The sequence below is a fragment of the Variovorax guangxiensis genome (assembly GCF_003952165.1).
Classification (GTDB): domain Bacteria; phylum Pseudomonadota; class Gammaproteobacteria; order Burkholderiales; family Burkholderiaceae_C; genus Variovorax; species Variovorax guangxiensis.
On record NZ_RXFT01000002.1, the window covers coordinates 48,055 to 71,258 of the forward strand.

Consider the following 23,204-nt stretch of genomic DNA (forward strand, 5'->3'; position numbering starts at 1 on the left):
AAGTCGCGAAGGCCACGCAAAGGTCGCAGAAGTAAAACCCAGGAATTGCTTCGGTTTCCTTCTGCGACTTCTGCGTGCCTTTTGTTATTTCTTCTGCGTTCGGCTGTCCGCTTTCAGTTCGAGAACGCCGCGATGCCCGTGATCGCACGGCCCAGGATCAGCGCGTGGATGTCGTGCGTGCCTTCGTAGGTGTTGACCACTTCGAGGTTCACCAGGTGGCGGGCCACGCCGAATTCGTCGCTGATGCCGTTGCCGCCCATCATGTCGCGCGCCATGCGGGCGATGTCGAGCGACTTGCCGCAGTTGTTGCGCTTCATGATCGAGGTGATTTCCACCGCGGCGATGCCCTCGTCCTTCATGCGGCCCAGGCGCAGGCTGCCCTGCAGGCCCAGCGTGATCTCGGTCTGCATGTCGGCCAGCTTCTTCTGGATGAGCTGGTTGGCGGCCAGCGGGCGGCCGAACTGCTTGCGGTCCAGCGTGTACTGGCGGGCGCGGTGCCAGCAGTCCTCGGCGGCGCCGAGCGCGCCCCACGAGATGCCGTAGCGGGCGCTGTTGAGGCAGGTGAAGGGGCCCTTGAGGCCCTGCACTTCGGGGAAGGCGTTCTCTTCGGGGCAGAACACGCCGTCCATCACGATCTCGCCGGTGATGCTGGCGCGCAGGCCGACCTTGCCGTGAATGGCGGGAGCGCTCAGGCCCTTCATGCCCTTCTCGAGCACGAAGCCGCGGATCGGGCCGACGGCGCCGCTCTCGCTGACTTCCTTGGCCCACACCACGAACACGTCGGCGATGGGCGAATTGCTGATCCACATCTTCGAGCCGGTGAGCGAGTAGCCGCCGGGCACCTTCTTGGCGCGCGTGGCCATGCTGCCGGGGTCGGAGCCGTGGTCGGGTTCGGTCAGGCCGAAGCAGCCGATCCATTCGCCGGTGGCGAGCTTGGGCAGGAACTTCTGCTTCTGCGCCTCGGAGCCGAATTCGTAGATCGGCACCATCACCAGCGAGCTCTGCACGCTGGCCATCGAGCGGTAGCCCGAGTCGACGCGCTCGACTTCGCGGGCGATCAGGCCGTAGGCCACGTAGTTGAGGCCGGGGCCGCCGTACTGCTCGGGGATGGTCGGGCCCAGCAGGCCGAGGGCGCCCATCTCGCGGAAGATGGCGGGGTCGGTCTCGCCGGTGCGGAAGCCTTCGAGCACGCGGGGCGCGAGGCGCTCCTGGCAATAGGCATTGGCCGCGTCGCGGATCATGCGTTCTTCATCGGTCAGCTGCTGGTCGAGAAGAAGGGGGTCGTCCCAGTGGAATTGCGCTTTGGCGGCCATGTGGCTGTCTCCGGAAAAGGGGGGAAGAAAGAAAAACGAGGGGGATCGGCCGATGCTAGCCACGCGGGGGCCATGACGCAAACGATGATTCCGCACCCAGATATGCGTTCGTAGAATGTCTTGCAAGATGTTCGAGCGGCTTCTCCATTGACGAGCCATCGGATCCATACATACAGCCGAGGCATACATGCGCCGCAAGATCCCACCCCTGCAGACCCTGGTGTGCTTCGACGCCGCCGCGCGCCACGAGAGCTACACCCGCGCCGCGCAGGAACTGGCCCTCACGCAGAGCGCGGTGTCGCGCCAGATCGGCACGCTCGAGGCCTTCCTGGGCGTGGCGCTGTTCCGCCGCACGCGGCACGGCGTGGCGCTCACGGCCAGCGGCGCGGCCTATGCGCGGCAGATCAGCAAACGGCTCGAAGCGATGGAGCGCGACACGCTCGACGCCATGGCGCACCAGGGCGAGGGCGGCTCGCTCTCGCTGGCGGCCGTGCCCACCTTCGCCACCCGCTGGCTGATGCCGCGCCTGAAGGGCTTCGCGGCGCTGCAGCCCGACGTGGTGGTGCACATCGAGACGCGCACCCGGCCCTTTCTGTTCGCCGACGCGGAGTTCGACGCCGCGCTCTACGCCGGCACGCCCGCGCAAGTCGAGAACTGGGCCGGCACGCGCGCGCTGCTGCTGATGCACGAGGACGTGGTGCCGGTGTGCAGCCCCGCCCTTCTTCCGCGCGGCAAGGCCGTGACGCCCGCTGCCATCGCCAGGATGCCGCTGCTGCAGCAGAGCACGCGCCCCGACGGCTGGCGCCAGTGGTTCGATGCGCAGCGCGTGGACGCACCCAACGCGCGCGGCGGCCCGCGCTACGAGCTGTTCTCCATCCTCGCCGCTGCCGCGTCGCACGGGCTCGGCGTGGCGCTGATGCCGACCATGCTGGTGGCCGACGAGCTCACGCGCGGCGAACTGGTGGTGGCCTGCGCGCGGCCGCTCTCGGGCGAGCGCAACTACTACCTCGTGACGCCCGAACGGGCCGACCAGCGGCCGTTGTTGAGGTTCTTCAGCGAGTGGCTGCTGGAGCAGGCGCGGGCCGCCGCTAGCGCAGCGTGATCCCGAGCGAATCGAAGGGCGCGTCGAATTCGGCGCGCCACGACTGGCCGGGCTCCAGCGGCCAGGCGTCAGTCCATGTGCCGGTGGTGACCACGTCGCCGGGCATCAAGGCCGGTGCGCCGGCGCAGCGCTGCAGCTCATGGTTGAAGTGGTGCAAGGCATGCAGCGGGCCGTCGAGCACGTTGGCACCCTTGCCTTCTTCGACGAATTCATCGCCGCGATGGAGCCTCACGCGCGTGCAGCCGAGCAGTTCGTCGAGCGCATGGGCGCTGGTGGCGAAGTGGCCGACGGGCGTTTCGCGCCCGATCAGCAGGCGCGCATGCAGGCCGCCGTCGGCCACGGTGTCAGCGGCGCTGAATTTCCAGCCGGGCAGGTGCGACTGCACGATCTCGAAACCCGGCGCGAGCCACGCGATGCAGCCGAAGAGGTCTTCCAGCGTGGCGTCGCGCGGCGGGGTGGCGGCCATGCCGAACACGATCTCCGGTTCGAGGCGCGGCTGGCACAGCCTGTCGAGGCTCACTTCGCCGGTGCCGCCGCTGCTGCGCGTGAGCGTGGTGTTCCACACGGTGCCCCAGATGGGCGCGTAGACCTCGTAGCGGGGCCAGATCGTGCGGTTGGTGAAGCCGATCTTGTAGCCCACTGCGCGTTCGCCGCGAGCGGCGCGAAGCGCGCGCAGGGCCAGCGCCTGCTGGTAGGCGGCGTCCAGGTCGGCGGCGATCGGGAGCGGGCGATCGGCGGGCCACAGCAGGCCCTGGTCGTAGTGGTCGAGAACGGCCTGGGGCGTCATGGCGCCAGTCCTTCCGTCAGCGCTTCGGGGGCCGGGAGCCTTCCCGGGCATAGGCTTCGATGAGCGCCGGGAAGGCGTCCATCTCGGGCAGGGCGCCGAAGCTGTGCTTCGCGGGCGTATTCGCCCAGGGCAGCTTCTCGTCGGTCCAGGTCTCGACGAAGGGCTCGACCCATGCGTGGCTGTCGAGCATCGACGGCCGGAGGTTGACGAACTGGTCGAGGCCTTCGGCGCGCGTGAACATCCAGCTCTTGCAGTGCGGGCAGAAGTAGTGATGCGAATCGGCGCCGTGCAGCCCGCCGATGACGGGCTCGCCCGACACCACCTCGAAGCCCTGCGTGGGAATGGCGATGGAGAGCGAGAAGGCGCTCGCGCTCATGGTCTGGCAGCCGGTGCAGTGGCAAGCCATCGACAGCAGCGGCGGCGCGCTGATGCGCAGGCGCACCTGGCCGCAGCGGCAGCCGCCGGTCCAGGGAAGTTGCCAGTCGCCGGCTTGATCGGGGGATGGATTCGAGGTGCTCACAAAGGTCTCCGGTCAGGTTGTCGATGTGGTCGCCGGCGCTGCCGATGCCGCGCTGTTCTTCTTCGGCGGCGAAGCGCGCGGCGGCCTGAACGGCCCCGTGACCTTCTCCAGCCACGGGTCGCAGACGGCGCGCAGCTGCGGGTCGACGTCGAACTGCGGGTCGCGCGCGTCGAACAGCACCGACTTCTTCGCCTGCGCGCGCACCAGCGAGAAGGCGTCCTTTTCCGAGCGGCTGTTGTCGAACATGAGCGTCATGTTCGCGATCTGCGCCGCGTGGCCGACCGCCGCCTGCGTGCGGGGAAAGCGCTCGATGAGCTTCCTGCGGTCCACGTCGTGGCCACCCTGCTGCCTGCGCGTGCTCACGCGGAAGACCGACATGTCCACCGACACCAGCCCCACGAAGAGCAGCACGACGAAGTAGCCGGCCTCCTGCATCGCGCGGATGTCGTCGGCCTTCGACTCGTGGCCGCCGCCGGGCAGCGGCTTCCAGTGCGAGAACACGGTCTCGAAGGCGAAGGGCATGCGCTGGTCCATCACAAGGCTCTTGAAGGCGCGCACGCCCTTCTGCGAGAGGATCTGCCAGCGCTCGTCGTCGTCGCGCAGGCGCTGGGCCCAGGCAGGGATGTGTCCGGTGGCGGGGTCTGCGTCGGGCAGGATGGACATCATCATCCGGTCGGCATTGACCAGCGGCAGGCGCAGCGAGGGCGCCAGGCGCGAATACCAGAGGGTGGATTTGCCGGAGCCGTTGTGGCCGGCCAGCACGAAGGCCACGGGACGCGAGCCCTGCGTCTGCTCCAGCAGTTTTTCGAGCTTCGGCGGGCGGCTGATGCTCACGCCTTGCTCGCGCGGAACCTGCCGTCGACCATGCGGCCGATGACCTTGGTGCCGTCGGCCGCTTCGCGCACGATCTTGCTCGGGTCCGGCGGATAGGCCGAGTAGGCGTACACCTTGGCCGCGTTGGGTCCGCGGAAGACCACCGACCTGTCGATGCCGGGCTTGCCCAGCGCACGGGCCGCCTTCTTCATCAGCGCCGTGGTGTTGTCCTCGGGCCGCACCTGCGGACGCGGCGCCTTGCCGACCTTGACCAGCGCCATGCCGCGCCCCAGCACGGCCACCGGCCGGCCCTGCACCAGCTGCCCCGTGGAGCCTTCGCGCGAGGTGGTTTTTTCTCTTGCCATGAGGGGATGATCGCTCAAAACCCCGGACAGCCTCCGCTTGGCCCTCCAAAGCCCGCGATGCGAACCGGTGCGGAAAGTCGCGTCCGGAAACGGCCAGCCGCTCGGCGCCGAAGGCGGGACACTGCACGCATGACAGCAGCAACCCCAGCCTCCCTGGTCGAAGCCCTCGACTGGCCCCGCATCGAAGCCGACATCGCCGCCCGCGGCTGCGCCACCACCGGCACACCGCTTTTCACCCCGACGGAATGCGCCGCGCTCGTGGCGATGTACGACCGGCCCCGTCATTTCCGCAGCCGCGTGGTGATGCAGCGCCACGGCTTCGGCCAGGGCGAGTACCAGTACTTCGCCTATCCGCTGCCGCCAAAGCTGGCGGCGTGGCGCGCCGCGCTGTACGAGCGCCTCGCGCCGCTGGCCAACGCGTGGGCGGCGGCGATGGGCCAGCCGGCCGACTATCCGGCGGAACACGCCGCGTACCTGGCGCGCTGCCACGCCGCCGGCCAGGAGCGCCCCACCCCGCTGCTGCTGCGCTACGGCGAGGGCGACTACAACTGCCTGCACCAGGACCTGTACGGCGACCTGCAATTCCCGTTGCAGCTCACTGTGCTGCTGAGCGAGCCCGGTAGCGATTTCGCCGGCGGCGAGTTCGTGCTGACCGAACAGCGCCCGCGCATGCAGTCGCGCGCCGAGGTGGTGTCGCTCTCGCGGGGCGAGGCGGTGATCTTCGCGGTCAACCAGCGGCCGGTGGCCGGCACGCGCGGCAGCTATCGCGTGACGATGCGCCACGGTGTGAGCCGCGTACGCTCGGGGCGCCGGCATACGCTGGGCATCATCTTCCACGACGCGCGCTGACGGACGAGCCGCCTATTTTTTCAGCAGCTTCCCCGGACTGGTCTAGACAGGTTCGAGCCACCGCCGCGCCGTGCAATACCGCACGGCAAGCCGAAGTCGAGCGAAAATCACGCCCGCTTCCGCGCAGCCACGGACCCCGACACCAACGATCGGCGCCGCGGGCCTGACGGAAGCCGGCCCGCGGCTTCGGCCTTGCGGCGTCGAGTGGTTGTCAGGGAGCTGTATGAACAAGAACTCGTCCGGAAATCCGGAAGCGGCTGGAAAGCCGCCGGTCAAATCTGTCACGGGAGCGTCGCCCCACACACCGGCGCTCGTCGCACCTCCCGGGCGCTCGCGCCGCTTCCGGGTGGACGTGGGCACCATCGTGAGCGCGGTGGCGCTGGCGCAGTCGCTGCTGCTGGTGTCGCTGGGCTACTGGGGCTCGCAGAGGCTGGTGTCGCGCATCGGCGTGTCGGCGCACAAGTCGAACCACGACCGCACCGAGGACAAGGTGCTGGCCTTCCTGCAGAAGGCGGAATCGGTCATCAACGCAGTGGGCTCCGCGCCCAGCCTGCGCCCAGCGGGCGAACAATCGGAGAAGACGGCGGAACTGCTCTGGACACTGCTGCAGCAGTCGCCCGAGCTCGACAGCATCTACGTGAGCAACGAGAGGGGCCAGATGCTGATGGCCCTGCGCTACCCGGTGCCGGCCATGCGCCACATCGAGCTCGACGAAGGCTTCACCACCGAGACCTGGCAGTACAAGCTGCCGCTGGGCGCCGAGGCCAACGTGCAGCAGCGCTACGCCACCCAGCGCCTGGGCGCATTCCGCAGCGACTACGACCCGACCAGGCGCAGTTGGTACCTGCAGGCCTCGAAGGCGGGCGGTCCGGTCTGGACGCAGCCCTATGTGTTCGCCGCCGCGCAGGAACTCGGCGTGACATACGCGCTGCCCAGCCAGCGCAGCTACCCGGGCGGTGCGCAGAAGCTGGTGGTGGCGGGCGACGTTTCGCTCGGCCGGCTCTCGGAATTCGTGCGCCAGTTCAACAGCGACGGCTACGGCGACAGCGCGCTGCTGAGCGCCGACTTCCGGGTGCTCGCGCGCAGCGACATGCCCGGCGTGCTTCACAAGCTGGAGCCGCCCAGCGGCGTGCTGGGCGCGCTGCACGCCCACATGCTCACTGCCGGCACCGCGGGCAGCGGCAGCGACACGGCGTTCTCCTTCACCTACGAAGGCCGCCGCTACCTGGTGCAGACCTCGCTCATCCCGAGCACCGGCTGGCAGCTGGTGAGCTGGGTGCCCGAAGACGTGCTGCTGGGCGACCTGCGCCGCGCCGTGCTCTGGGGCCTGGGGCTGGCGACGGCCTTCCTGGTGATCGCGCTGTTCATGTCGCTGAAGCTCTCGAAGCTGGTGACCGCGCCGGTGGAGAACCTCTCGCACATCGCGCGCCGCATCGGCCTGCTGGAGCTCGACAACCTGCCGCGCGAGCCGAGCCGCGTGCTCGAGATACAGCACCTGGACCAGGCGCTGGACGATTCGGCGCGCAGCCTCAAGGCCTTCAGCAAGTTCGTGCCGGTGGACGTGATCAACCAGCTCATCGACGAAGGCCACGCGCTCGCTCCTTCGGGTTCGCCGCGCCGCGTGACGGTGATGTTCACCGACGTGGAGGGCTTCACCTCGATCTCGGAGTCGCTGGACACCGACGTTCTGGTGGGCATGCTCACCGAATACTTCAACCTCGCGACCGGCGTTTTCTCGCGGCACGGCGGCGTGATCGACAAGTTCATCGGCGACGGCATCATGGTGCTGTGGGGCGCGCCCTCCGACCTCAAGGACGCGGAGTACAAGGCCTGCCTGGCCACGCTGGAGCTGCACGTGGAGATGGACGAGCTCAACCGCAAGTGGGCCGAGCAGGGCCTGCCCGAGTTCCGCACGCGCGTGGGCATTCACACGGGCACGGTGATCGCGGGGGTGCTGGGCTCGAACGACCGGCTCTCGTACACCGCGTTCGGCGACGCGATCAACGTGGCGAGCCGCATCGAGGGCATCAACAAGCAGCTGGGCACGCTGGCGCTGATCTCGGAAACCACTTTTGCCGGCCTCGACGGCCGGCTGCATGCGCGGCGCATCGAGGAACAGGTGGAACTGCGCGGCCGGCAGACGCGCATGGTGCTCTACGAGCTGGTGATGTCCTAGCGGGGAGCCTGGGTGACGCGCACCAGCACGAGATCGGCGCTGGTGGCGCCGCCCTGGGTGAGCACCGGGTACTGCGTGTCGTTGATGAACAGGAGCTGGTCGCCGCGCGTGATGCGCGCCGATACCGCGTAGCGCATGCGCGGCTCGATGCGCGCGGCATCCACCTTCAGCTCGTAGGCGAAAGGCACCTGCCTGCCGTTGGCCTTGATGCGCTGCTCGGCGAGAACCTTCGAGGGCGCGTCCATGAGCGACACGTCGAGCAGCTGCACCACGATGTCGGCCGCGGGGTCGAGCGCGATGCGTTCGCGGTAGGTGACGGTACCGGTCACACGCAGCTGCGCGGTGCCGCCCGCTGCGGGAGAAGAAGGCACCGCGCAAGCGCCCAGCAGCGAGGCGCCCGCGATGGCGGAGAACATGAGGAGGCTGGTGCGTCTTTTCATCCGCCCATTATGCGGAGGCACGCTGCGCGGCAAAGGCCACGTACCAGTCGAGGCTGCCGGGGTTCGCCATTGCTTCACGGTTGACAACCTTTTCTATAGGCTGGCCCAGCAGCATCTTCTTGATCGGCAGCTCCTGCTTCTTGCCCGAGAGCGTGCGCGGTATCTCGGCCACCTGGAAGATGTCGTTGGGCACGAAGCGCGGCGACAGCGATGTCTTGATGGCGTTGTTGATCCTCGCGCGCATGGCGTCGTCGAGCGCCACGCCGGGGCGCAGCACCACGAACAGCGGCATGTAGCTGTCGCGGCCCAGGTATTCGAGGTCGACCACCATCGAGTCGAGCACCTCGGGCAGCCCCTCGACGGCGCTGTAGATCTCGCTGGTGCCCATGCGCAGGCCCTGGCGGTTGATGGTGGCGTCGCTGCGGCCGTAGATGATGCAGCCGCCGTCCTCGCCGATCCTGATCCAGTCGCCGTGGCGCCAGACGCCGGGGTAGGTGTCGAAGTAGCTCGACACGTAGCGCGCGTTGCCCTCGTCGCCCCAGAAGTACAGCGGCATCGACGGAATGGGCCGGGTGCAGACCAGCTCGCCGACCTCGCCGATCACGGGCTGGCCCTGTTCGTTCCAGGCCTCGACCGAATGGCCGAGCTCGCGGCACTGCATCTGTCCGGGCACTTCGGGCAGGTCGCGGTTGCCGCCGACGAAGGCGCCGCAGAAATCGGTGCCGCCCGAAATGTTGCACCACCACACCTCCTTCGAGCCCGCGTCGAGGATCTGCCTCGAGCCCCAGCGCTGCACCTCCTCGGGCAGCGGCGAGCCGGTGCTGCCCAGCGCGCGCACGCGCGAGAGATCGCCGCACTCCTTCGCGACGAGCCCGGCCTTCATGCAGTTGGTGAAGTAGGCCGCGCCCGCGCCGAAGAAGGTGACCTTGTGGCGCGCCACGAAGCGCCACAGCACGCCCCAGTCGGGCTTCTCCTTGCTGCCCGCCGGGTTGCCGTCGTAGATGCAGATGGTGGCGCCGAAGGCCATGCCCGAGAGCTGCGAGTTCCACATCACCCAGCCGGTGGAGCTGAACCAGTGGTAGCGCTCGCCGAAGTTGTTGGCGCCGTAGCTCGCGCCCACGTCGTTGTGCAGCCCGCAGGCGTGCATGGTGAGGATGATGCCGCCCTGCCCGTGCACGATGGGCTTGGGCAGGCCGGTGGTGCCGCTCGAATAGACGATCCAGATCGGGTGGTCGAAGGGCAGCCACTCGGGCTCGAAGGCGGCGACCTCGGCGTCGTCGCGCGCGATGGCCTGCGTCCATTCGACGTCGTGCGGCACCGAGCTCGCGGCATAGGGCGACTTCACGAGCAGCAGCTTCTGCACGCTGGGCAGCTGCCCGCGCAGCTCCCGAAGCACCGCGCTGCGGTCCAGCGGCTTGCCGCCGTAGTGCACGCCATCGGCGGCGATCAGCACCTTGGGCTCGATCTGGCGGAAGCGGTCGGCCACCGCGGCCGTGCCCATGTCGGGCGCGCACACGCTCCAGATCGCGCCGATGCTGGAGCATGCGAGAAAGGCGACTATGGTCTCGGGCACATTGGGCATGTAGGCCGCGACGCGGTCGCCGCGCTTCACGCCCAGCGACTTCAGCGTGAGCGCCACCGATGCGACCTGGCGGCGCATCTCGGGCCACGACATCTCGCGCACCTGGCCCAGTTCGTTGTCGCTCACGATGGCGGGCATGCCTGCCGCATGGGCCGCGTCGACGTGGCGCAGCACCTCGCGCGCGTAGTTGACCTGCGCACCGGGGAACCAGCGCGCGCCGGGCATGCGCGATTCGGCGAGCACCGCCGTGTGCGGCGTGGGCGACTCGATGCGGGCGTAGTCCCAGATGCTCTGCCAGAAGGCATCGAGCTCGGTGACGGACCAGCGCCACAGGGCGTCGTAGCTGTCGAATGCGAGGCCGCGCGTCTCGCGCAGCCAGTCCTGGTAGAGGCGGATCTGAGGGATGTTGGGAGCGGGCATTGCACGAGCGTAGCGCCGCGAACGACCGTGCTCAATGAGGGTTGACCTCAGGGTTTGTACGCGTGTTCAATGTTTTTGTACAAGCGTTCAATACGGCCCCGATGAGTACCCGCACACCCACCGCAAAGCGCCAGGTCTCGCGCGCCCCGGCACAGGCGATTGCCGCAGTCGCCATCGAGACTGCAAAGCCCGACCGCAAGCAGGCGATCCTGCTGGCGGCGGAGAAGCTTTTTTCGCAGCACGGCTACCACGTGGTGACGATCCGCCAGATCGCCGAGGAGGCCGGCGTGCCGCTGGCGCTGGTGGGCTACTACTACGGGCAGAAGCACGAGCTCTTCCACGCGATCTTCGAGCACTGGGGCCATTCCATCGAGGCGCGGCTGGCCGGCCTGGCCGCGGTCGACATCGACCCCGACGACGCACGCACGCTGCCGCGCATCATCGACGCCTTCACCGCACCCGTGCTGGCGCTGCGCGCGAGCGCCGAGGGCGAGTACTACGCGCTGCTGGTGGCGCGCGAGCTCTACCACGCCACCGAGGAAGCCGACCGCGTGCTGCGCGCCTACTTCGATCCGCTGGCCGAGGCCTACATCGACGCGCTGCATCTCGCGATGCCGCACGCCACGCGCAGCCAGGCCGCCTGGGGCTACCAGTTCGCGCTGGGCTCGCTGCTGCACCACCTGAACGACAGCCGCATCGAACGGCTCTCGCGCGGCGAGAACACGCGCGCCGACCCGGCCGTGGCACCGATGCTGGTGAGCTTCATCGTCGGCGGCCTGCGCGCTGCCCTGCCGCGGCCCAAGACCCCACGCAAGAAAACCACCCCCAGGAGACAGAAGACATGATGAAACGACGCACCCTGCTGTCGGCGCTCGCCGCGGCGTCGGCTGCCGCGGCGCTGCCTTCGCGCGCCCAGTCCACCACGAAGATCGTGTTCGGCTACACGGCCGTGACCGACTTCGCATCGGTGTTCGTGGCCGCCGAGGAGGGCTACTTCAAGAAGCGCGGCCTCGATGTGGAGCTCAAGTTCATCCCGCTGAACTCGACGATCCCGGCCGCGCTGCAGTCCGATTCGCTGCAGATCGGCGGCCCCACGCCCTCGGTGTTCCTGCAGGCGGTGGACGGCGGCCTGGACCTGGTGCTGGTGGCCGGCGGCGGCCTCACCTCGAAGACCATCACCGGCTTCGGGCTGGTGGCGCGTGCGGGCTCGGGCATCAAGAGCGCGCAGGACTGCGTGGGCAAGAAGATCGGCGTGCCGGGCCTGGGCGCCTTCCTGCACGTGACCTTCCGCGCATGGCTGAAGGACAGCGGCGTGGACTACCGCAAGGTCAACTTCGTCGAGGCCGCGTTCCCGCAGCATGCCGACCTGCTGCGCGGCGGCTCGGTCGACGCGGTGGTGTCGGCCGACCCGTTCATGAGCCGCATCACCGAGAGCGGCGCGGGCTACGTGGCCTCGTACTACTCGACCTTCCTGCCCGAGAACAACCAGACCATCGTGCACGCCGCCAAGCGCGAGTGGGTGGCGAAGAACCCGGCGGCGGCGCGCGCCTTCCGCGAGGCGCTGGTGGAAGCCGCCGCGTTCATGCAGCAGCCGAAGAACGACGCCAAGGTGCGCGCATCCATCGGCAAGTACATCAAGCTGCCGCCCGACGTGCTCGCCAAGGTACAGGTCTCGCCGCCCGGCCCCGTGGTGACCGACAAACAACTGTCCTACTGGACCGGGCTGATGAAGGAGCAGGAGATGCTCAAGACGAACATCGACGTGGCGAAGCTGGTGGCGAAGTGATCGCAGCGCCCGCTCCAGTCACCGCGCGTGCCGCATTGCAGGCGGGCGCCTTTCACGCACCGGCCGGCACCGCGACGCAGGCCACACCCTTCCTGCGCTTCGACGGCGTGACCATCCGCCTCGGCGGGCGCGAGATTCTTTCGCCCACCTCGTTCGACGTGGCGCGCGGCGAGTTCGTCTGCATCGTCGGCCCCAGCGGCTGCGGCAAGACCACGCTGCTGCGCGCGGCCAGCGGGCTGGTCACGGCCAGCGCTGGCGAGGTGCGGCGCAACGGCGTGAAGATGACCGAGCCCTCGCGCGAAGTGGCTTTCGTGTTCCAGGACTACGGACGCGCCCTGCTGCCCTGGCGCACGGTCGAGGGCAACGTGAGCCTCGCGCTGGAAGCGGCCGGCGTGCCCGCCGCGCAGCGCGCGCCACGCATCGCCGACGTGCTCGGCAAGGTCGGCCTCGCGAAGCATGCGCACAAGTTCCCGGTGCAGCTGTCGGGCGGCATGCAGCAGCGCGCGCAGATCGCCCGCTGCCTCGCGCAGAAGCCCGAGCTGATGATGATGGACGAGCCCTTCGGCGCGCTGGACGCGCTCACCCGCCAGAGCCTGCAGGACGAGCTCGCGCGGCTGGTGCGCGAGGACGGGCTCACCGTCCTCTTCGTCACGCACGATCTCGAAGAGGCCATCTACCTCGGCGACCGCGTGATCGCGCTGCAGGCCAACCCGGGGCCGGGCCGGCCCAGCCTCGCGCGGATGATCGACGTGAAGATCCCGCGCCCGCGCGACCAGCTCTCGACCAAGGAGCATCCGGAATACCTGCATCTGCGCCGCGAACTCTTCGCCTTCATCGAGCAGGGCCATGACTGACGGCCGCCTCTACCGCTGGCTGCGGCCGTGGGTGTTTCCCGTCGTGCTGATCGGCGCCTTCGAGTGGTACGCGCGACGAGCGGCAGCCCTCGGCAGCGATGCGCTCGCGCCGCCCAGCGCCGCGGCGAAGGCTTTCGTGGGCGCCGCGATGGACGGCTCGCTCTGGACCGCCACCGGCTTCACGCTGGGCACGGCCGCGCTCGGGCTGCTGCTGGGTGCGGTGCTCGGCATCGCATTGGGGGTGGTGCTCGGGCTCTCGCGCCGCGCGGCGCAGTTGGGCTCCGTCTCCATCGAAGTGCTGCGGCCCGTGCCATCCGTCGCGCTGATTCCGCTCGCGATGCTGGGCTTCGGCTTCGGCGTGCGCATGGAACTGGCCATCGTCGCCTTCGCCACCTTCTGGCCGCTGCTGGTGCTGGTGCAGGCGGCGGTGCAGCAGGTCGAGCCGCGGCTGCTCGAGGTCAGCCGCGTGCTGGGGCTGTCGGCGCGCGAGCGCGCGTTCAAGATCGTGCTGCCGGCCATCGTGCCGCGCCTTTTCGTCGCGCTGCGGCTGGGTGTGGCGGTGGCGCTGGTGGTGGCCGTGACGGTGGAGATCGCGGCCAACCCCAACGGCATGGGCTACGCGATGATGATCGCGCAGCAGAGCTTCGACCCGGCGCTGATGCTCGCCTGGCTGGGCTGGATCGGCGTCGTGGGCTTCGCGGTCAACGCAGGCATGCTGATGCTGCAGCGCGCGGTGTCGCGGCGCATGGGAGTGCCGTCATGAACGACAACCGCATCGGCCTGTACAGGTTCGGCTCACTGGGCGTGCTGCTGGGGCTGGTCGCGCTGTGGTGGGTCGCGAGCAATGCCGGCTGGGTGAGCCGCGTGTTCCTGCCGACGCCGCAGGCCACCTTCGCGAGCCTGCTCGAAGGACTGAATCTCTCGGGAAGCGGCGATGGCGGCGGCGAGCTGCTCGGCTTCACGCGCGCCACGGTGGGCCGGATGATCGAAGGCTGGCTGCTCGCCTCGCTCTTCGGCGTGCTGCTGGGCGCGGCCATCGGCGTGTCGCCCCAGGTGCGCGCATGGGTGCAGCCGACGCTCGAGTTCATCCGCCCCCTGCCCGCCTCCGCGCTGCTGCCGCTGGCCATCTCCATCTTCGGGCTGAACCCCGGCATGGTGCTCTTCGTGGTGGCTTTCGGCGCGATGTGGCCGGTGCTGCTGGCCACGGTGCACGGCTTCGCGGCCGTGGAGCCACGCCTGTCGGAAGTGGCGCGCTGCCTGCAGATGTCGCGCGCGGCGTACATCTGGAAGATGGGCCTTCCCAACGCGATGCCCGACATCCTGGCCGGCATGCGGTTGGCGCTGACCATCGCGCTGATCGTCGCGGTGGTGGGCGAGATGATCGCCTCGCAAAGCGGCCTGGGCCAGGCCATCCTGCTGGCCGCGCGCGCCTTCCGCGCAAGCGACCTGTTCGCCGGCATCGTGCTGCTCGGCCTCATCGGCTTCGTGAGCAATGCGCTGCTGGCCTTCGCGGAACAGCGCCTGCTGCGCTGGCAGCGCCCCTGATTCCTTCGTCTTCTTCCAACACGTACACCCCACAAGGAGTTCCCATGCCACGCAAATTCGTCGATCTCTCGATCTTTCTCGAGAACGATGTGCTCTCCGACCCACCGGCCTTCGCGCCGAAGATCCAGTACTTCACGCACGAGCAGACCTACGAGCAGATCGAGCCCTTCTTTCCCGGCCTGAAAAGGGAAGACCTGCCCGACGGCGAAGGCTGGGCCGTGGAGCTGGTGCAGCTGTCGACGCACAACGGCACGCACCTCGACGCGCCCTATCACTTCCACTCGACCATGGACAAGGCGCTGGGCGAGAAGAAGCCCGCCATCGCGATCCACGACGTGCCGCTCGAGTGGTGCTTCCAGCCCGGCGTGAAGCTCGACTTCCGCCACTTCGCCGACGGCTATGTGGTGACGGCCGCCGACGTCGAGGCCGAGCTCAAGCGCATCGGCCACACGCTGAGCCCGCTGGAGATCGTGGTGGTCAACACCCGCGCGGGCTCGCGCTACGGCCACCCCGACTACGTGTCGGCCGGCGCCGGCATGGGCTACGAGGCGACGATGTACCTGCTGGAGCGCGGCGTTCGCCTCACGGGCACCGACGCATGGAGCTGGGACGCGCCCTTCGTGCACACCGCGAAGAAGTACGGCGAGACGCAGGACGCCTCGCTGATCTGGGAAGGCCACAAGGCCGGCCGCGACATCGGCTACTGCCACATCGAGAAGCTGCACAACCTGGAGGCGCTGCCGCCCACGGGCTTCTACATCAGCTGCTTTCCGCACAAGATCCGCGGCGCTTCGGCCGGATGGACGCGCGCGGTCGCCATCTTCGACGACGCGCTGATGGCGTCGGCATGAGGCACGGCTCATGAGCATTGCACTCAACCACACGCACGACGTTCACGCGCGCAGCTGGGTCGAATCGGCCAATGCGACGGACAGCGACTTTCCGATCCAGAACCTGCCGCATGCGGTGTTCCGCCGTGCCGGCAGCGCGGAGGCATTTCGCGGCGGCGTCGCGATCGGCGACCAGGTGCTGGACCTGGCCGCGCTTGTCACCAAGCAGCAGCTCGACGGCCTCGCGCTCGACGCTGCGAAGGCGGCCGCACTGCCGGCGCTCAACGACTTCTTCGCGCTCGGCAACGCCGCATGGAAGGCGCTGCGCCACGCGCTCTTCGATCTGCTGAAGAACGACGCGCCCATCGCCGCGGTGCAGGCCGTGCGCGAATGCCTCGTGCCGCAGGCCGAAGCCGAATACGCCGTGCCCGCGCGCATCGGCGACTACACCGACTTCTACACCTCGATCGACCACGCGCTGAACATCAGCCGACTGATGAACCCGGACGGCGATGTGACGCCCAACTTCCGATGGATTCCGATCGCGTACCACGGGCGCGTGTCGACCATCGGCGTGAGCGGCCAGCGCTTTCATCGGCCGATGGGGCAGGCGATGGCGCCCGGCGCGAAAGCGCCCACCTATCAGGCATGCGCGCGGCTCGACTACGAACTGGAACTCGGCGTGTGGATCGGCAAGGGCAACGCACAGGGCGACGCGATTGCGCTCGAACACGCGGACGAACACATCTTCGGCATCTGCCTGCTCAACGACTGGTCGGCGCGCGACATCCAGTTCTGGGAGATGGCGCCGCTCGGGCCCTTCCTCGCAAAGAACTTCGCCACCACCATCTCGCCGTGGATCGTGACCATGGAAGCGCTCGCGCCCTACCGCCAGGCATGGACCCGCCCGTCGAACGAGCCCCAGCCGCTGGCCTACCTGGAGCACGCGACGAACCGCGAGAGCGGCGCGCTCGACATCCGGCTGGAGGTGTGGCTCGAAAGCGAAAAGGCACGCAGGGAGAAGACCGGGCCCTCGCGCCTGTCCTCCACCAGCTTCAGGCATCAGTACTGGACCGTCGCCCAGATGGTGGCGCACCACACCATGGGCGGCTGCAGCCTGAACCCCGGCGACCTGTTCGGCAGCGGCACGATCTCCGGTCCCGGCGAGGGCGAAGCCGGCGCGATCATCGAGTTGACGCGCGCTGGGCAAAGCCCGGTGAAGCTGGCCAACGGCGAACAGCGCGGCTTCCTGGAAGACGGCGACGCGGTGCTGCTGCGCGGCTGGTGCGAGAAGCCGGGGCATGCGCGCATCGGGTTCGGGGAGAGCGGGGGGATGGTGTTGGCGGCAAAAGGCTGAGCTGAAGCGCCAAAGAAAAAGGCCACCTGATGAGGTGGCCTTTTCTGCGATCTGGAGCGGGAAAAGAGTCTCGAACTCTCGACCTCAACCTTGGCAAGGTTGCGCTCTACCAACTGAGCTATTCCCGCGTGAGCCTCAGATTATATAGCGATCTTTGACGGATTTGCCCGGGTCCCGGAAAAAAGTTCTTTTTTCCCCTTTTTCCCTTGCCGGAGTGATTTCAGGCGTCGAACACCATCGAGCGGTGCATCGACACGCCCGCCATCAGCCCGTCCGCCGATGCCATCGTGGCGTTGGAGAACATCATCGCCAGATCGCCCGCGCCGTAGACGCCGGGCACGGTCGTCATCTTCATCGCGTCGACGCGCAGCACCTTGCCGAGGGGGCCGTCGTCGAAGGCGCAGCCCAGCCGCTCGGCCAGCGGACTCGCGGGCCGCGTGCGCGGCGCCACGTAGAGCGCCTCGATGGGCACCAGCCTGCCGTCACCGATGCGCACACCGGTCAATTCTTGCCCCTCGCCTTCAAGGCCGGCGATGCGCCCGGGTTCGATGATCACGCCACGCGCCTGCAGCTTCGCGCGCGCCTCGGCATCGGGCCCTTCGCCGCCATTCAGGAAGAGCGTGGTCGGGCCCCATTCGGCGATCAGCAGCGCATGGTCCGGCGGCTGCGCGCCGTGGTGATAGAGCACGCCCAGCTGGCGCTCGCTGAACTCGTAGCCGTGGCAATAGGGACAGTGCAGCACGCTCGAGCCCCAGCGTTCGCCGATGCCGGAAATCTCCGGCAGGCCGTCCTGCACGCCATAGGCCAGCAGCAGCTTGCCGGCCGAGCGGCGCTCGCCGTTGCTCAGCGATACGGTGAATCCACCTGCCTCCTCGGCACCCGCATCCACCACGGCCGCCTCGACGAACTCGACGCTGGGATACGCAAGCAGCTTCTCGCGCGCATCCGCAATCATCTTCAGGGGCGGCACGCCGTCCTGCCCGAAGAAGCCGTGCGACGCGGCCGCGAAACGGTTGCGCGGCGCGCCGGTGTCGACGACGCAGACCTTGCGCCGCGCCCGTGCAAGCTGCATCGCAGCGGAAAGGCCGGCAAAGCTGCCGCCCACGATCAGAGCGTCATGACGCATGTTCGATGTCCTTCGATGTGAAGCCGCCGCCTGTCATGCGGCGATGGAAGTCCCTGGAAAGATCGGCCAGCGTGATGCTGTTGAAGCGCCTGAGCAGCAGCGCCTCGGCCTCGTCGCAGACGCCGTCGAGCGCCGCGTTCACCGCCTGCTCGACGATGCACCCCGGGCTCTCGGTGCGGTTGCCCATGGCCAGCAGCGCGGGCGCGCCCACCGCGTTGTGGATGTCGCCCAGCGTCACCGCCGACAAGGTGCACGACAGCACCCACCCGCCGCCATGGCCCTTGGCCGAACTCACGAACCCCGCCTGCCGCAGGCCGGCCATGAGTCGGCGCACGACCACCGGGTTGGTCTGCATCGCAACCGCGAGCGACTCGGAGGTGACGGGCGTCTTCATCTCGGCCATGTGCAGCAGCACGTGGAGGACGGCGGAGAGCTTGCTGTCGCGTTTCATGCAACATTATGAGTTGCGTGTGTTTGCCATGACGAGCGAAAGGGTCTTGCATCGCCCCGGGCGGCGAGAATCGGCCCGGCTGCACTGCCCCCTGCCATGACACCCGCCACGATCACCCTGCTCGACGCCGCCCTGCGCGGCGTGCTGCTGGCCCTGCTGCTCGTGCTCGCGCTGATCCTCGGCCGCGACCGCCCTCGCCTGCCGGCGGCGCGCGCGGGCGTGTTGCTCGCGCTGGGGCTGTGCATCCAGGTCGTCGGCTCCACGCCGATGTTCGAAGCCTCCGTGCCGCGCACATGGCAGGCGCCCTTCGTCGCGGTCTCCGTCGGCAACGCGGTGCTGTTCTGGGTGTTCGTCCGGGCACTGTTCGACGACGACTTCGCCCTGCGGCCGGTGCACGTCGCCTCATGGCTGGCCGTGGCGGCGCTGGCGGCGCTCAACTGCGCGACCGTCGCGGGCAGCGCCTCTGTGCTCGCGCCGGTCATCATGGGCATCCAGCGCGCCGTGCCGCTGTTGTTCGCGGTGCTGGCCGCGATGGCGGCGGCTTCGCAATGGCGCGCGGACCTGGTGGAAGGCCGGCGCCGGCTGCGCGTGTTCATCGTGGTGGCGGGCGTCGGCTACAGCCTCGGGATGCTGGCCGTGCGGCTGGCCTCGCCGCGCGGACAGCTCTCGGGCCCTTCCGCCACGGCCGACGTGGCGATGCTGCTGCTGATCGTGGCGGTGGTGGCGTGGCGGATGGTCCGGCTGGCGGGGTCTGAGCTCTTTCCGGCGGCGCAGGCGCCGGCCGCGATCCCGCTGCCCCCACTGCCGGCACCGCAACCTCCCGTCGAAGCACCGGCCGATCCCCCGCCCCCTGAACCGGAACCCGGGCCAGCCTCCGACCCCGCCGAAGACCGCCTCGCCGACTCCCTCCACCACGCCATGGCGGTCGAGCACGCCTACCGCAGCGAAGACCTGAGCATCGCCGCCCTTGCCGCCCGGCTCTCGGTGCCCGAGTACCGCTTGCGCCGTCTCATCAACCAGCGGCTGGGCCATCGGAATTTCAACGCCTACGTCAACGGCTTCCGGCTGGCCGAGGCAATGGCGGCGCTGGCCGATTCCTCGAAACGCGAGCTGCCGGTGCTGACGATCGCTCTGACCGCGGGCTTCCAGTCCATCGGCCCGTTCAACCGCGCCTTCAAGGCCGCCACGGGCCTCACGCCCACCGAATTCCGCAGGAAGAAGCTGGCCGAATCCTGAAATCTCTGGCCGAAAACTGGCGCTCGCGGCTTTCGGCAAGACCGGGCAGCAGCACCCCGGCATCGTTTGGGCTTCCAAAGGCAAGGAACCAACGATGCGACGTTCTTCTTCTCTCTTCTTCCTGTTTCTCGCGTTTTTCTGCGGTTGGGCGCGGGCCTCGATGGGCATGGCGGAGCTTCCCGCCGCGCCCGGCGACGGCCCGGTCACGGTGTTCTATCCGTCGGCCGACGCAGCTCGACCGACCCAGCGCGCCCGCTTCACGCTCGACTTGGCCGTGCAAGGCGCGCCAGTGCCCGGCAATGGCCGGCTGGTGATCGTCTCGCACGGCTCGGGCGGCGCGCCGTGGGTGCATGCGGACATCGCGCGCAGCCTGGTCGAGGCCGGCTTCGTCGTCGCCGTGCCCGAGCACAAGGCCGACAATTACAAGGACGACAGTGACCCCGGCCCCGACAGCTGGACGATGCGCCCAGCCGAGGTTTCGCGCGCCATCGACGCGGTGGCACGCGACCCCCGCTTCGCGCCAATGCTGCGGTTCGACAAGGTCGGGATGTACGGCATGTCGGCGGGCGGCCACACGGCCCTGAGCCTGGCCGGCGGGCGCTGGTCGCCGGCCGCCTTCGCGCGGCATTGCGAGGCGAACTTGGTGGACGACTTCCAGTCCTGCGTCGGCCTCATCACGCGGCTGACCGGTGGCCCGCTCGACGGCGTCAGGAAATGGGCGGCGCTCTTCGTCATCCGCCACCGCTTCGGCGATGACGCCGCGCCGCGCGAGCACACCGATCCACGAATCGCGGCCATCGTGGCGGGCGTGCCTTCCTCGGCCGATTTCGACATGGCCTCGCTGGCCGATCCGCGCGTGCCGCTGGGCCTCATCACCGCCGGGCAGGACCGCTGGCTGATCCCGCGCTTTCACAGCGACCGCGTGCTCGCGGCCTGCCTGCCGCGCTGCGAGCTGATCGCCGACATGCCCACCGGCGGCCACGGCGCGCTGCTCTCGCCACCCCCGCCAGGACTGAGCGGGCTGATCGGCGACATGCTCGACGACCCACCGGGCTTCGACCGCCAGAATGTGTTGCCGGATGTGAACACGAAGACAACGGCTTTCTTCCGTAAGCATCTGTTGCCTTGATGGGCCGAACGTCGATCCGGGGGCCTAACGCACGAGCCCCCGATTTCGCCGACGGCCGATTCCCACGCGAGCGGGCGAAAGCGGCGCACATGGCGACAGATCGCCGCACAGCCATGGTTGCACCCGGATCGATCGAATCCGATCGGTCCATGAAACCGTGACCACGCAACGAAAGGAACAGTCACCCATGAAGCAACAGCATCAACACAAGCGCATCGTCCTCGGCACCCTGCTCGCAGGCATGCTGGCCATCGGCGGCGTCGCCCAGGCGCAAGGCGTCGGGGTGGGCGTAGGGGTCAATGCCGACGTGAATGCCTCGGGCTCCACCGCAGGCACACGCGGCGGTGCGGGTGCGGCAACCGGCGCCAATGCCGGGGCCGGCGCGAACACGAATGCCGGCGGCGCAGTGAGCGGCGCCACGGGCACGGCCGGCAATGCCGTCGGCGGCGTGCTGGGCGGCGCTACCGGCGCGGTGGGCGGAGCAACGAATGCCGTGGGCGGCGTGACCAACACCGTGGGCAACACGCTCGGCGGCGCGACAGGCGCCGTGGGCTCGGCCGGGAGCGCCGTGAAGGCGCCTGCCGTGGGCGCGAAGGCCCATGGGTCGGGCGCAGTCGACGTCAAGAAATAACGACGGCAGCCACCCGATGACAAAGGCCCGCGGTGCCCAGGCACCGCGGGCCTTTTCACGTTGCGTCGTTCAGTCGGCCGGCTTGAGCTTGAACAGGCTCGTGACCTCGGCGTCGAGCACCATCAGCTCGCGCTGGTTGAAGAGCCGCCAGCGCCATCGCAGGATGCCGAGCGACGGCCGCTTCTCGGAGCGGCGCACTTCGATCACGTCGGCTACCAGCCTCAGCGCGTCGCCCGGCCGAACGGGGTTGGGCCAGCGCACATGCTCCAGCCCTGGCGACGCGAAGGATTCCGAACCGGCGAGCGCGGCCTGCACCACCAGCTTCATGGCGATGGAGCAGGTATGCCAGCCGCTTGCGATGAGCCCGCCGAAGGGGCTGTCGGCCGCCGCTTGCGCATCGGTGTGGAACCACTGCGGGTCGTAGGCCCGCGCGAACTGCAGAAGCTCGGCCTCTGTGAGCACATAGGGCCCGGCCTCGATGACCTGGCCCGCGTGGAAGTCGGCGAACTTCATCCGCCGGGGCTCAGTAGGTCTCGAGGTGCAGGCGGCCTTCGCGCTTGAGCGCCGCGCCCACCGTGTCCCAGTCGAGTCCGGCTTCCTTCGCCACATCGCGCAGCGCGAGCACCACGCCTTCTTCCATGCTCTTGAGCCCGCACACGTAGAAGTGGCTGGCGCCATCCTTCAGCAGCGCGGCCAGGTCGGCGGCGCGCTCGCGCATCAGGTCCTGCACGTAGCGCTTGGGTTGACCCGGCGTGCGCGAGAACGCGAGGTTGATGTCGATGAAGTCCTTGGGCAGCGACTGCAGCGGGCCGAAGTACGGCAGCTCCTGCTGCGTGCGCGCGCCGAAGAACAGCATCAGCTTGCCGCCTTCGAACTTGCCGCTCTTGCGCAGCCGGCGGCGCCACTCGGTCATGGCGCGCATCGGGGCGCTGCCGGTGCCGGTGCAGATCATCACGATGTGCGACTTCGGATGGTTCGGCATCAGGAACGAGGCGCCGAAGGGCCCCACCACCTGCACCGTGTCGCCCACCTTCAGGTCGCACACGTAGTTGGAGCACACGCCGCGCACGGGCGTGCCTTCGTGGTCTTCGGTGACGCGTTTCACGGTGAGCGAGACGTTGTTGTAGCCGGGCCGCTCGCCGTTGCGCGGGCTGGCCACCGAGTACTGGCGCGCATGGTGGCGCTTGCCGATGGCGTCCACGCCGGGCGGCACGATGCCGATCGACTGGCCCTCGAGCACCGGGAACGGCAGCGCGCCGAAGTCGAGCACGATGTGATGAGTCTCGCTGTCGAAGCCAGCCTCGGTGCAGTTGTAGTTGCCCACCACGGTGGCGGTGGTCGGTGTCTTCGGCGGAAAGAGGTTGGTGTAGGCGTGCGCGGCCGACCAGGGCGGCACGGTGGCGCCGTACTGCGCGGAGTTGAAGGCCGGCTCCAGCGCTTCGACCGCGGCCTGGGTTTGCGCTTGTGCCTGCGTCTGGGCGGGAGGCGCGGCTTCCGCGCCCGCCGACACGCCGGCCGCTTCGAGCTCCTCGGGCGAGAGTTCGGCAGGCAGCGATTCCCAGGTGAACTGCTCCTCGATGGAGTACGCGCGCACCAGCGGCATGGTGCGCCAGTTGTCGATCGAGCCCGTGGGGCACGGCGAGATGCAGGCCATGCAGCCATTGCAGACGTCGGCGCGCACGACGTAGTTGTTGTCGTCGTGCGTGATCGCGTTGACCGGGCAGGTGGCCTCGCAGGTGTTGCAGCGGATGCAGATCTCGGGGTCGATCAGGTGCTGCTTGATGACTCCGGCTTCGACGGCCATGTCCATGTTGTTCTCCTAGAGCCCTCCCCCTCTGGAGGAGGGTTGGGTGGGGGCAGGCGGCGCTTGTCGTGGTCGCGCCGCTTGCCCC

General features: G+C 68.8%; 24 protein-coding genes and 1 tRNA gene. 13 read left to right on the forward strand and 12 right to left on the reverse strand.

The window, feature by feature from the left end; translation table 11 throughout:
* Positions 1-113: 113 nt before the first annotated feature.
* Positions 114-1,313 (reverse strand): acyl-CoA dehydrogenase, encoded by a 1,200-nt coding sequence (locus EJP67_RS05890; protein ID WP_126020564.1) that lies wholly within the window; start codon positions 1,311-1,313, stop codon positions 114-116.
* Between the two features lie 187 nt (positions 1,314-1,500).
* Between EJP67_RS05890 and EJP67_RS05895 the strand changes: the two genes are divergently transcribed.
* Positions 1,501-2,415, forward strand: a complete 915-nt coding sequence (locus EJP67_RS05895) for a LysR substrate-binding domain-containing protein (RefSeq protein ID WP_126020566.1) — start codon at positions 1,501-1,503, stop codon at positions 2,413-2,415.
* Here EJP67_RS05895 and EJP67_RS05900 read toward each other — a convergent pair.
* Genes EJP67_RS05900 through EJP67_RS05915 form a run of 4 tightly spaced genes read right to left on the reverse strand, consistent with a single transcriptional unit; the run spans position 2,402 to position 4,900 of the window.
* Complete coding sequence (locus EJP67_RS05900) at positions 2,402-3,202, reverse strand: 2-keto-4-pentenoate hydratase (RefSeq protein ID WP_126020568.1); 801 nt, start codon at positions 3,200-3,202, stop codon at positions 2,402-2,404. The two genes, EJP67_RS05895 and EJP67_RS05900, sit on opposite strands and share 14 nt — an antisense overlap.
* 16 nt (positions 3,203-3,218) lie before the next feature.
* Positions 3,219-3,722 (reverse strand): GFA family protein, encoded by a 504-nt coding sequence (locus tag EJP67_RS05905; protein WP_240650538.1) that lies wholly within the window; start codon positions 3,720-3,722, stop codon positions 3,219-3,221.
* Positions 3,723-3,734: 12 nt separating this feature from the next.
* On the reverse strand, positions 3,735-4,556 hold the full coding sequence (locus EJP67_RS05910) for a zeta toxin family protein (RefSeq protein WP_240650539.1): 822 nt from the start codon (positions 4,554-4,556) through the stop codon (positions 3,735-3,737).
* The gene (locus EJP67_RS05915) at positions 4,553-4,900 is read right to left on the reverse strand and encodes a hypothetical protein (RefSeq protein ID WP_221297555.1); all 348 of its coding nucleotides are present in this window, start codon (positions 4,898-4,900) and stop codon (positions 4,553-4,555) included. Before EJP67_RS05915 ends, EJP67_RS05910 begins: the two co-directional genes overlap by 4 nt.
* A 129-nt stretch (positions 4,901-5,029) precedes the next feature.
* Between EJP67_RS05915 and EJP67_RS05920 the strand changes: the two genes are divergently transcribed.
* Complete coding sequence (locus EJP67_RS05920; protein WP_126020570.1) at positions 5,030-5,749, forward strand: 2OG-Fe(II) oxygenase; 720 nt, start codon at positions 5,030-5,032, stop codon at positions 5,747-5,749.
* A gap of 223 nt (positions 5,750-5,972) precedes the next feature.
* On the forward strand, positions 5,973-7,925 hold the full coding sequence (locus EJP67_RS05925; protein ID WP_126020572.1) for an adenylate/guanylate cyclase domain-containing protein: 1,953 nt from the start codon (positions 5,973-5,975) through the stop codon (positions 7,923-7,925).
* On the opposite strand, the gene EJP67_RS05930 is transcribed toward EJP67_RS05925, so the two are convergent.
* Together EJP67_RS05930 and EJP67_RS05935 are read right to left on the reverse strand one after the other, a co-directional pair.
* A complete protein-coding gene (locus EJP67_RS05930; protein WP_240650541.1) occupies positions 7,922-8,365 on the reverse strand; it encodes a YbaY family lipoprotein in 444 nt (147 codons plus the stop codon). The two genes, EJP67_RS05925 and EJP67_RS05930, sit on opposite strands and share 4 nt — an antisense overlap.
* Before the next feature lie 7 nt (positions 8,366-8,372).
* Entirely contained in the window at positions 8,373-10,367 is a 1,995-nt protein-coding gene (locus tag EJP67_RS05935; RefSeq protein WP_126020576.1) for an acetoacetate--CoA ligase, read from the reverse strand.
* Between the two features lie 101 nt (positions 10,368-10,468).
* Between EJP67_RS05935 and EJP67_RS05940 the strand changes: the two genes are divergently transcribed.
* From EJP67_RS05940 to fahA, 7 genes are read left to right on the forward strand one after another with little or no spacing between them, the layout of a single operon-like run.
* Positions 10,469-11,212, forward strand: coding sequence for a TetR/AcrR family transcriptional regulator (locus EJP67_RS05940; protein ID WP_126020578.1), 744 nt, complete (start codon positions 10,469-10,471; stop codon positions 11,210-11,212).
* The gene (locus EJP67_RS05945) at positions 11,209-12,153 is read left to right on the forward strand and encodes an ABC transporter substrate-binding protein (protein WP_126020580.1); all 945 of its coding nucleotides are present in this window, start codon (positions 11,209-11,211) and stop codon (positions 12,151-12,153) included. Before EJP67_RS05940 ends, EJP67_RS05945 begins: the two co-directional genes overlap by 4 nt.
* Positions 12,150-13,007 (forward strand): ABC transporter ATP-binding protein, encoded by an 858-nt coding sequence (locus tag EJP67_RS05950; protein WP_126020582.1) that lies wholly within the window; start codon positions 12,150-12,152, stop codon positions 13,005-13,007. Before EJP67_RS05945 ends, EJP67_RS05950 begins: the two co-directional genes overlap by 4 nt.
* Positions 13,000-13,770 (forward strand): ABC transporter permease, encoded by a 771-nt coding sequence (locus tag EJP67_RS05955; RefSeq protein ID WP_126020584.1) that lies wholly within the window; start codon positions 13,000-13,002, stop codon positions 13,768-13,770. The genes EJP67_RS05950 and EJP67_RS05955 overlap by 8 nt, the downstream gene beginning before the upstream one ends.
* Positions 13,767-14,552: an ABC transporter permease gene (locus tag EJP67_RS05960; protein WP_126020586.1), complete on the forward strand. Its 786-nt coding sequence runs from the start codon at positions 13,767-13,769 to the stop codon at positions 14,550-14,552. Before EJP67_RS05955 ends, EJP67_RS05960 begins: the two co-directional genes overlap by 4 nt.
* 44 nt (positions 14,553-14,596) lie before the next feature.
* On the forward strand, positions 14,597-15,403 hold the full coding sequence (locus EJP67_RS05965) for a cyclase family protein (RefSeq protein ID WP_126020588.1): 807 nt from the start codon (positions 14,597-14,599) through the stop codon (positions 15,401-15,403).
* A gap of 10 nt (positions 15,404-15,413) precedes the next feature.
* Entirely contained in the window at positions 15,414-16,739 is a 1,326-nt protein-coding gene (fahA, locus tag EJP67_RS05970; RefSeq protein ID WP_126020590.1) for a fumarylacetoacetase, read from the forward strand.
* A gap of 52 nt (positions 16,740-16,791) precedes the next feature.
* On the opposite strand, the gene EJP67_RS05975 is transcribed toward fahA, so the two are convergent.
* The 3 genes from EJP67_RS05975 to EJP67_RS05985 form a co-directional block, all read right to left on the reverse strand.
* Positions 16,792-16,867, reverse strand: a tRNA-Gly gene (locus EJP67_RS05975).
* A 92-nt stretch (positions 16,868-16,959) separates the two neighbouring features.
* A complete protein-coding gene (locus EJP67_RS05980) occupies positions 16,960-17,865 on the reverse strand; it encodes an NAD(P)/FAD-dependent oxidoreductase (protein ID WP_126020592.1) in 906 nt (301 codons plus the stop codon).
* Positions 17,855-18,316: an RrF2 family transcriptional regulator gene (locus EJP67_RS05985; RefSeq protein WP_126020594.1), complete on the reverse strand. Its 462-nt coding sequence runs from the start codon at positions 18,314-18,316 to the stop codon at positions 17,855-17,857. The genes EJP67_RS05980 and EJP67_RS05985 overlap by 11 nt, the downstream gene beginning before the upstream one ends.
* Before the next feature lie 96 nt (positions 18,317-18,412).
* On the opposite strand from EJP67_RS05985, the gene EJP67_RS05990 reads away from it, so the two are divergent.
* From EJP67_RS05990 to EJP67_RS06000, 3 genes are all read left to right on the forward strand, one after another.
* A complete protein-coding gene (locus EJP67_RS05990) occupies positions 18,413-19,552 on the forward strand; it encodes an AraC family transcriptional regulator (RefSeq protein WP_126020595.1) in 1,140 nt (379 codons plus the stop codon).
* 94 nt (positions 19,553-19,646) lie between these two features.
* Positions 19,647-20,681: an alpha/beta hydrolase family protein gene (locus EJP67_RS05995; RefSeq protein ID WP_126020597.1), complete on the forward strand. Its 1,035-nt coding sequence runs from the start codon at positions 19,647-19,649 to the stop codon at positions 20,679-20,681.
* Between the two features lie 187 nt (positions 20,682-20,868).
* Positions 20,869-21,312: an adhesin gene (locus EJP67_RS06000; RefSeq protein ID WP_126020599.1), complete on the forward strand. Its 444-nt coding sequence runs from the start codon at positions 20,869-20,871 to the stop codon at positions 21,310-21,312.
* Between the two features lie 69 nt (positions 21,313-21,381).
* On the opposite strand, the gene EJP67_RS06005 is transcribed toward EJP67_RS06000, so the two are convergent.
* Positions 21,382-21,825: a MaoC family dehydratase gene (locus tag EJP67_RS06005; protein WP_126020601.1), complete on the reverse strand. Its 444-nt coding sequence runs from the start codon at positions 21,823-21,825 to the stop codon at positions 21,382-21,384.
* A 10-nt stretch (positions 21,826-21,835) separates the two neighbouring features.
* Entirely contained in the window at positions 21,836-23,122 is a 1,287-nt protein-coding gene (boxA, locus tag EJP67_RS06010) for a benzoyl-CoA 2,3-epoxidase subunit BoxA (protein WP_126020603.1), read from the reverse strand.
* Between the last annotated feature and the right edge of the window lie 82 nt (positions 23,123-23,204).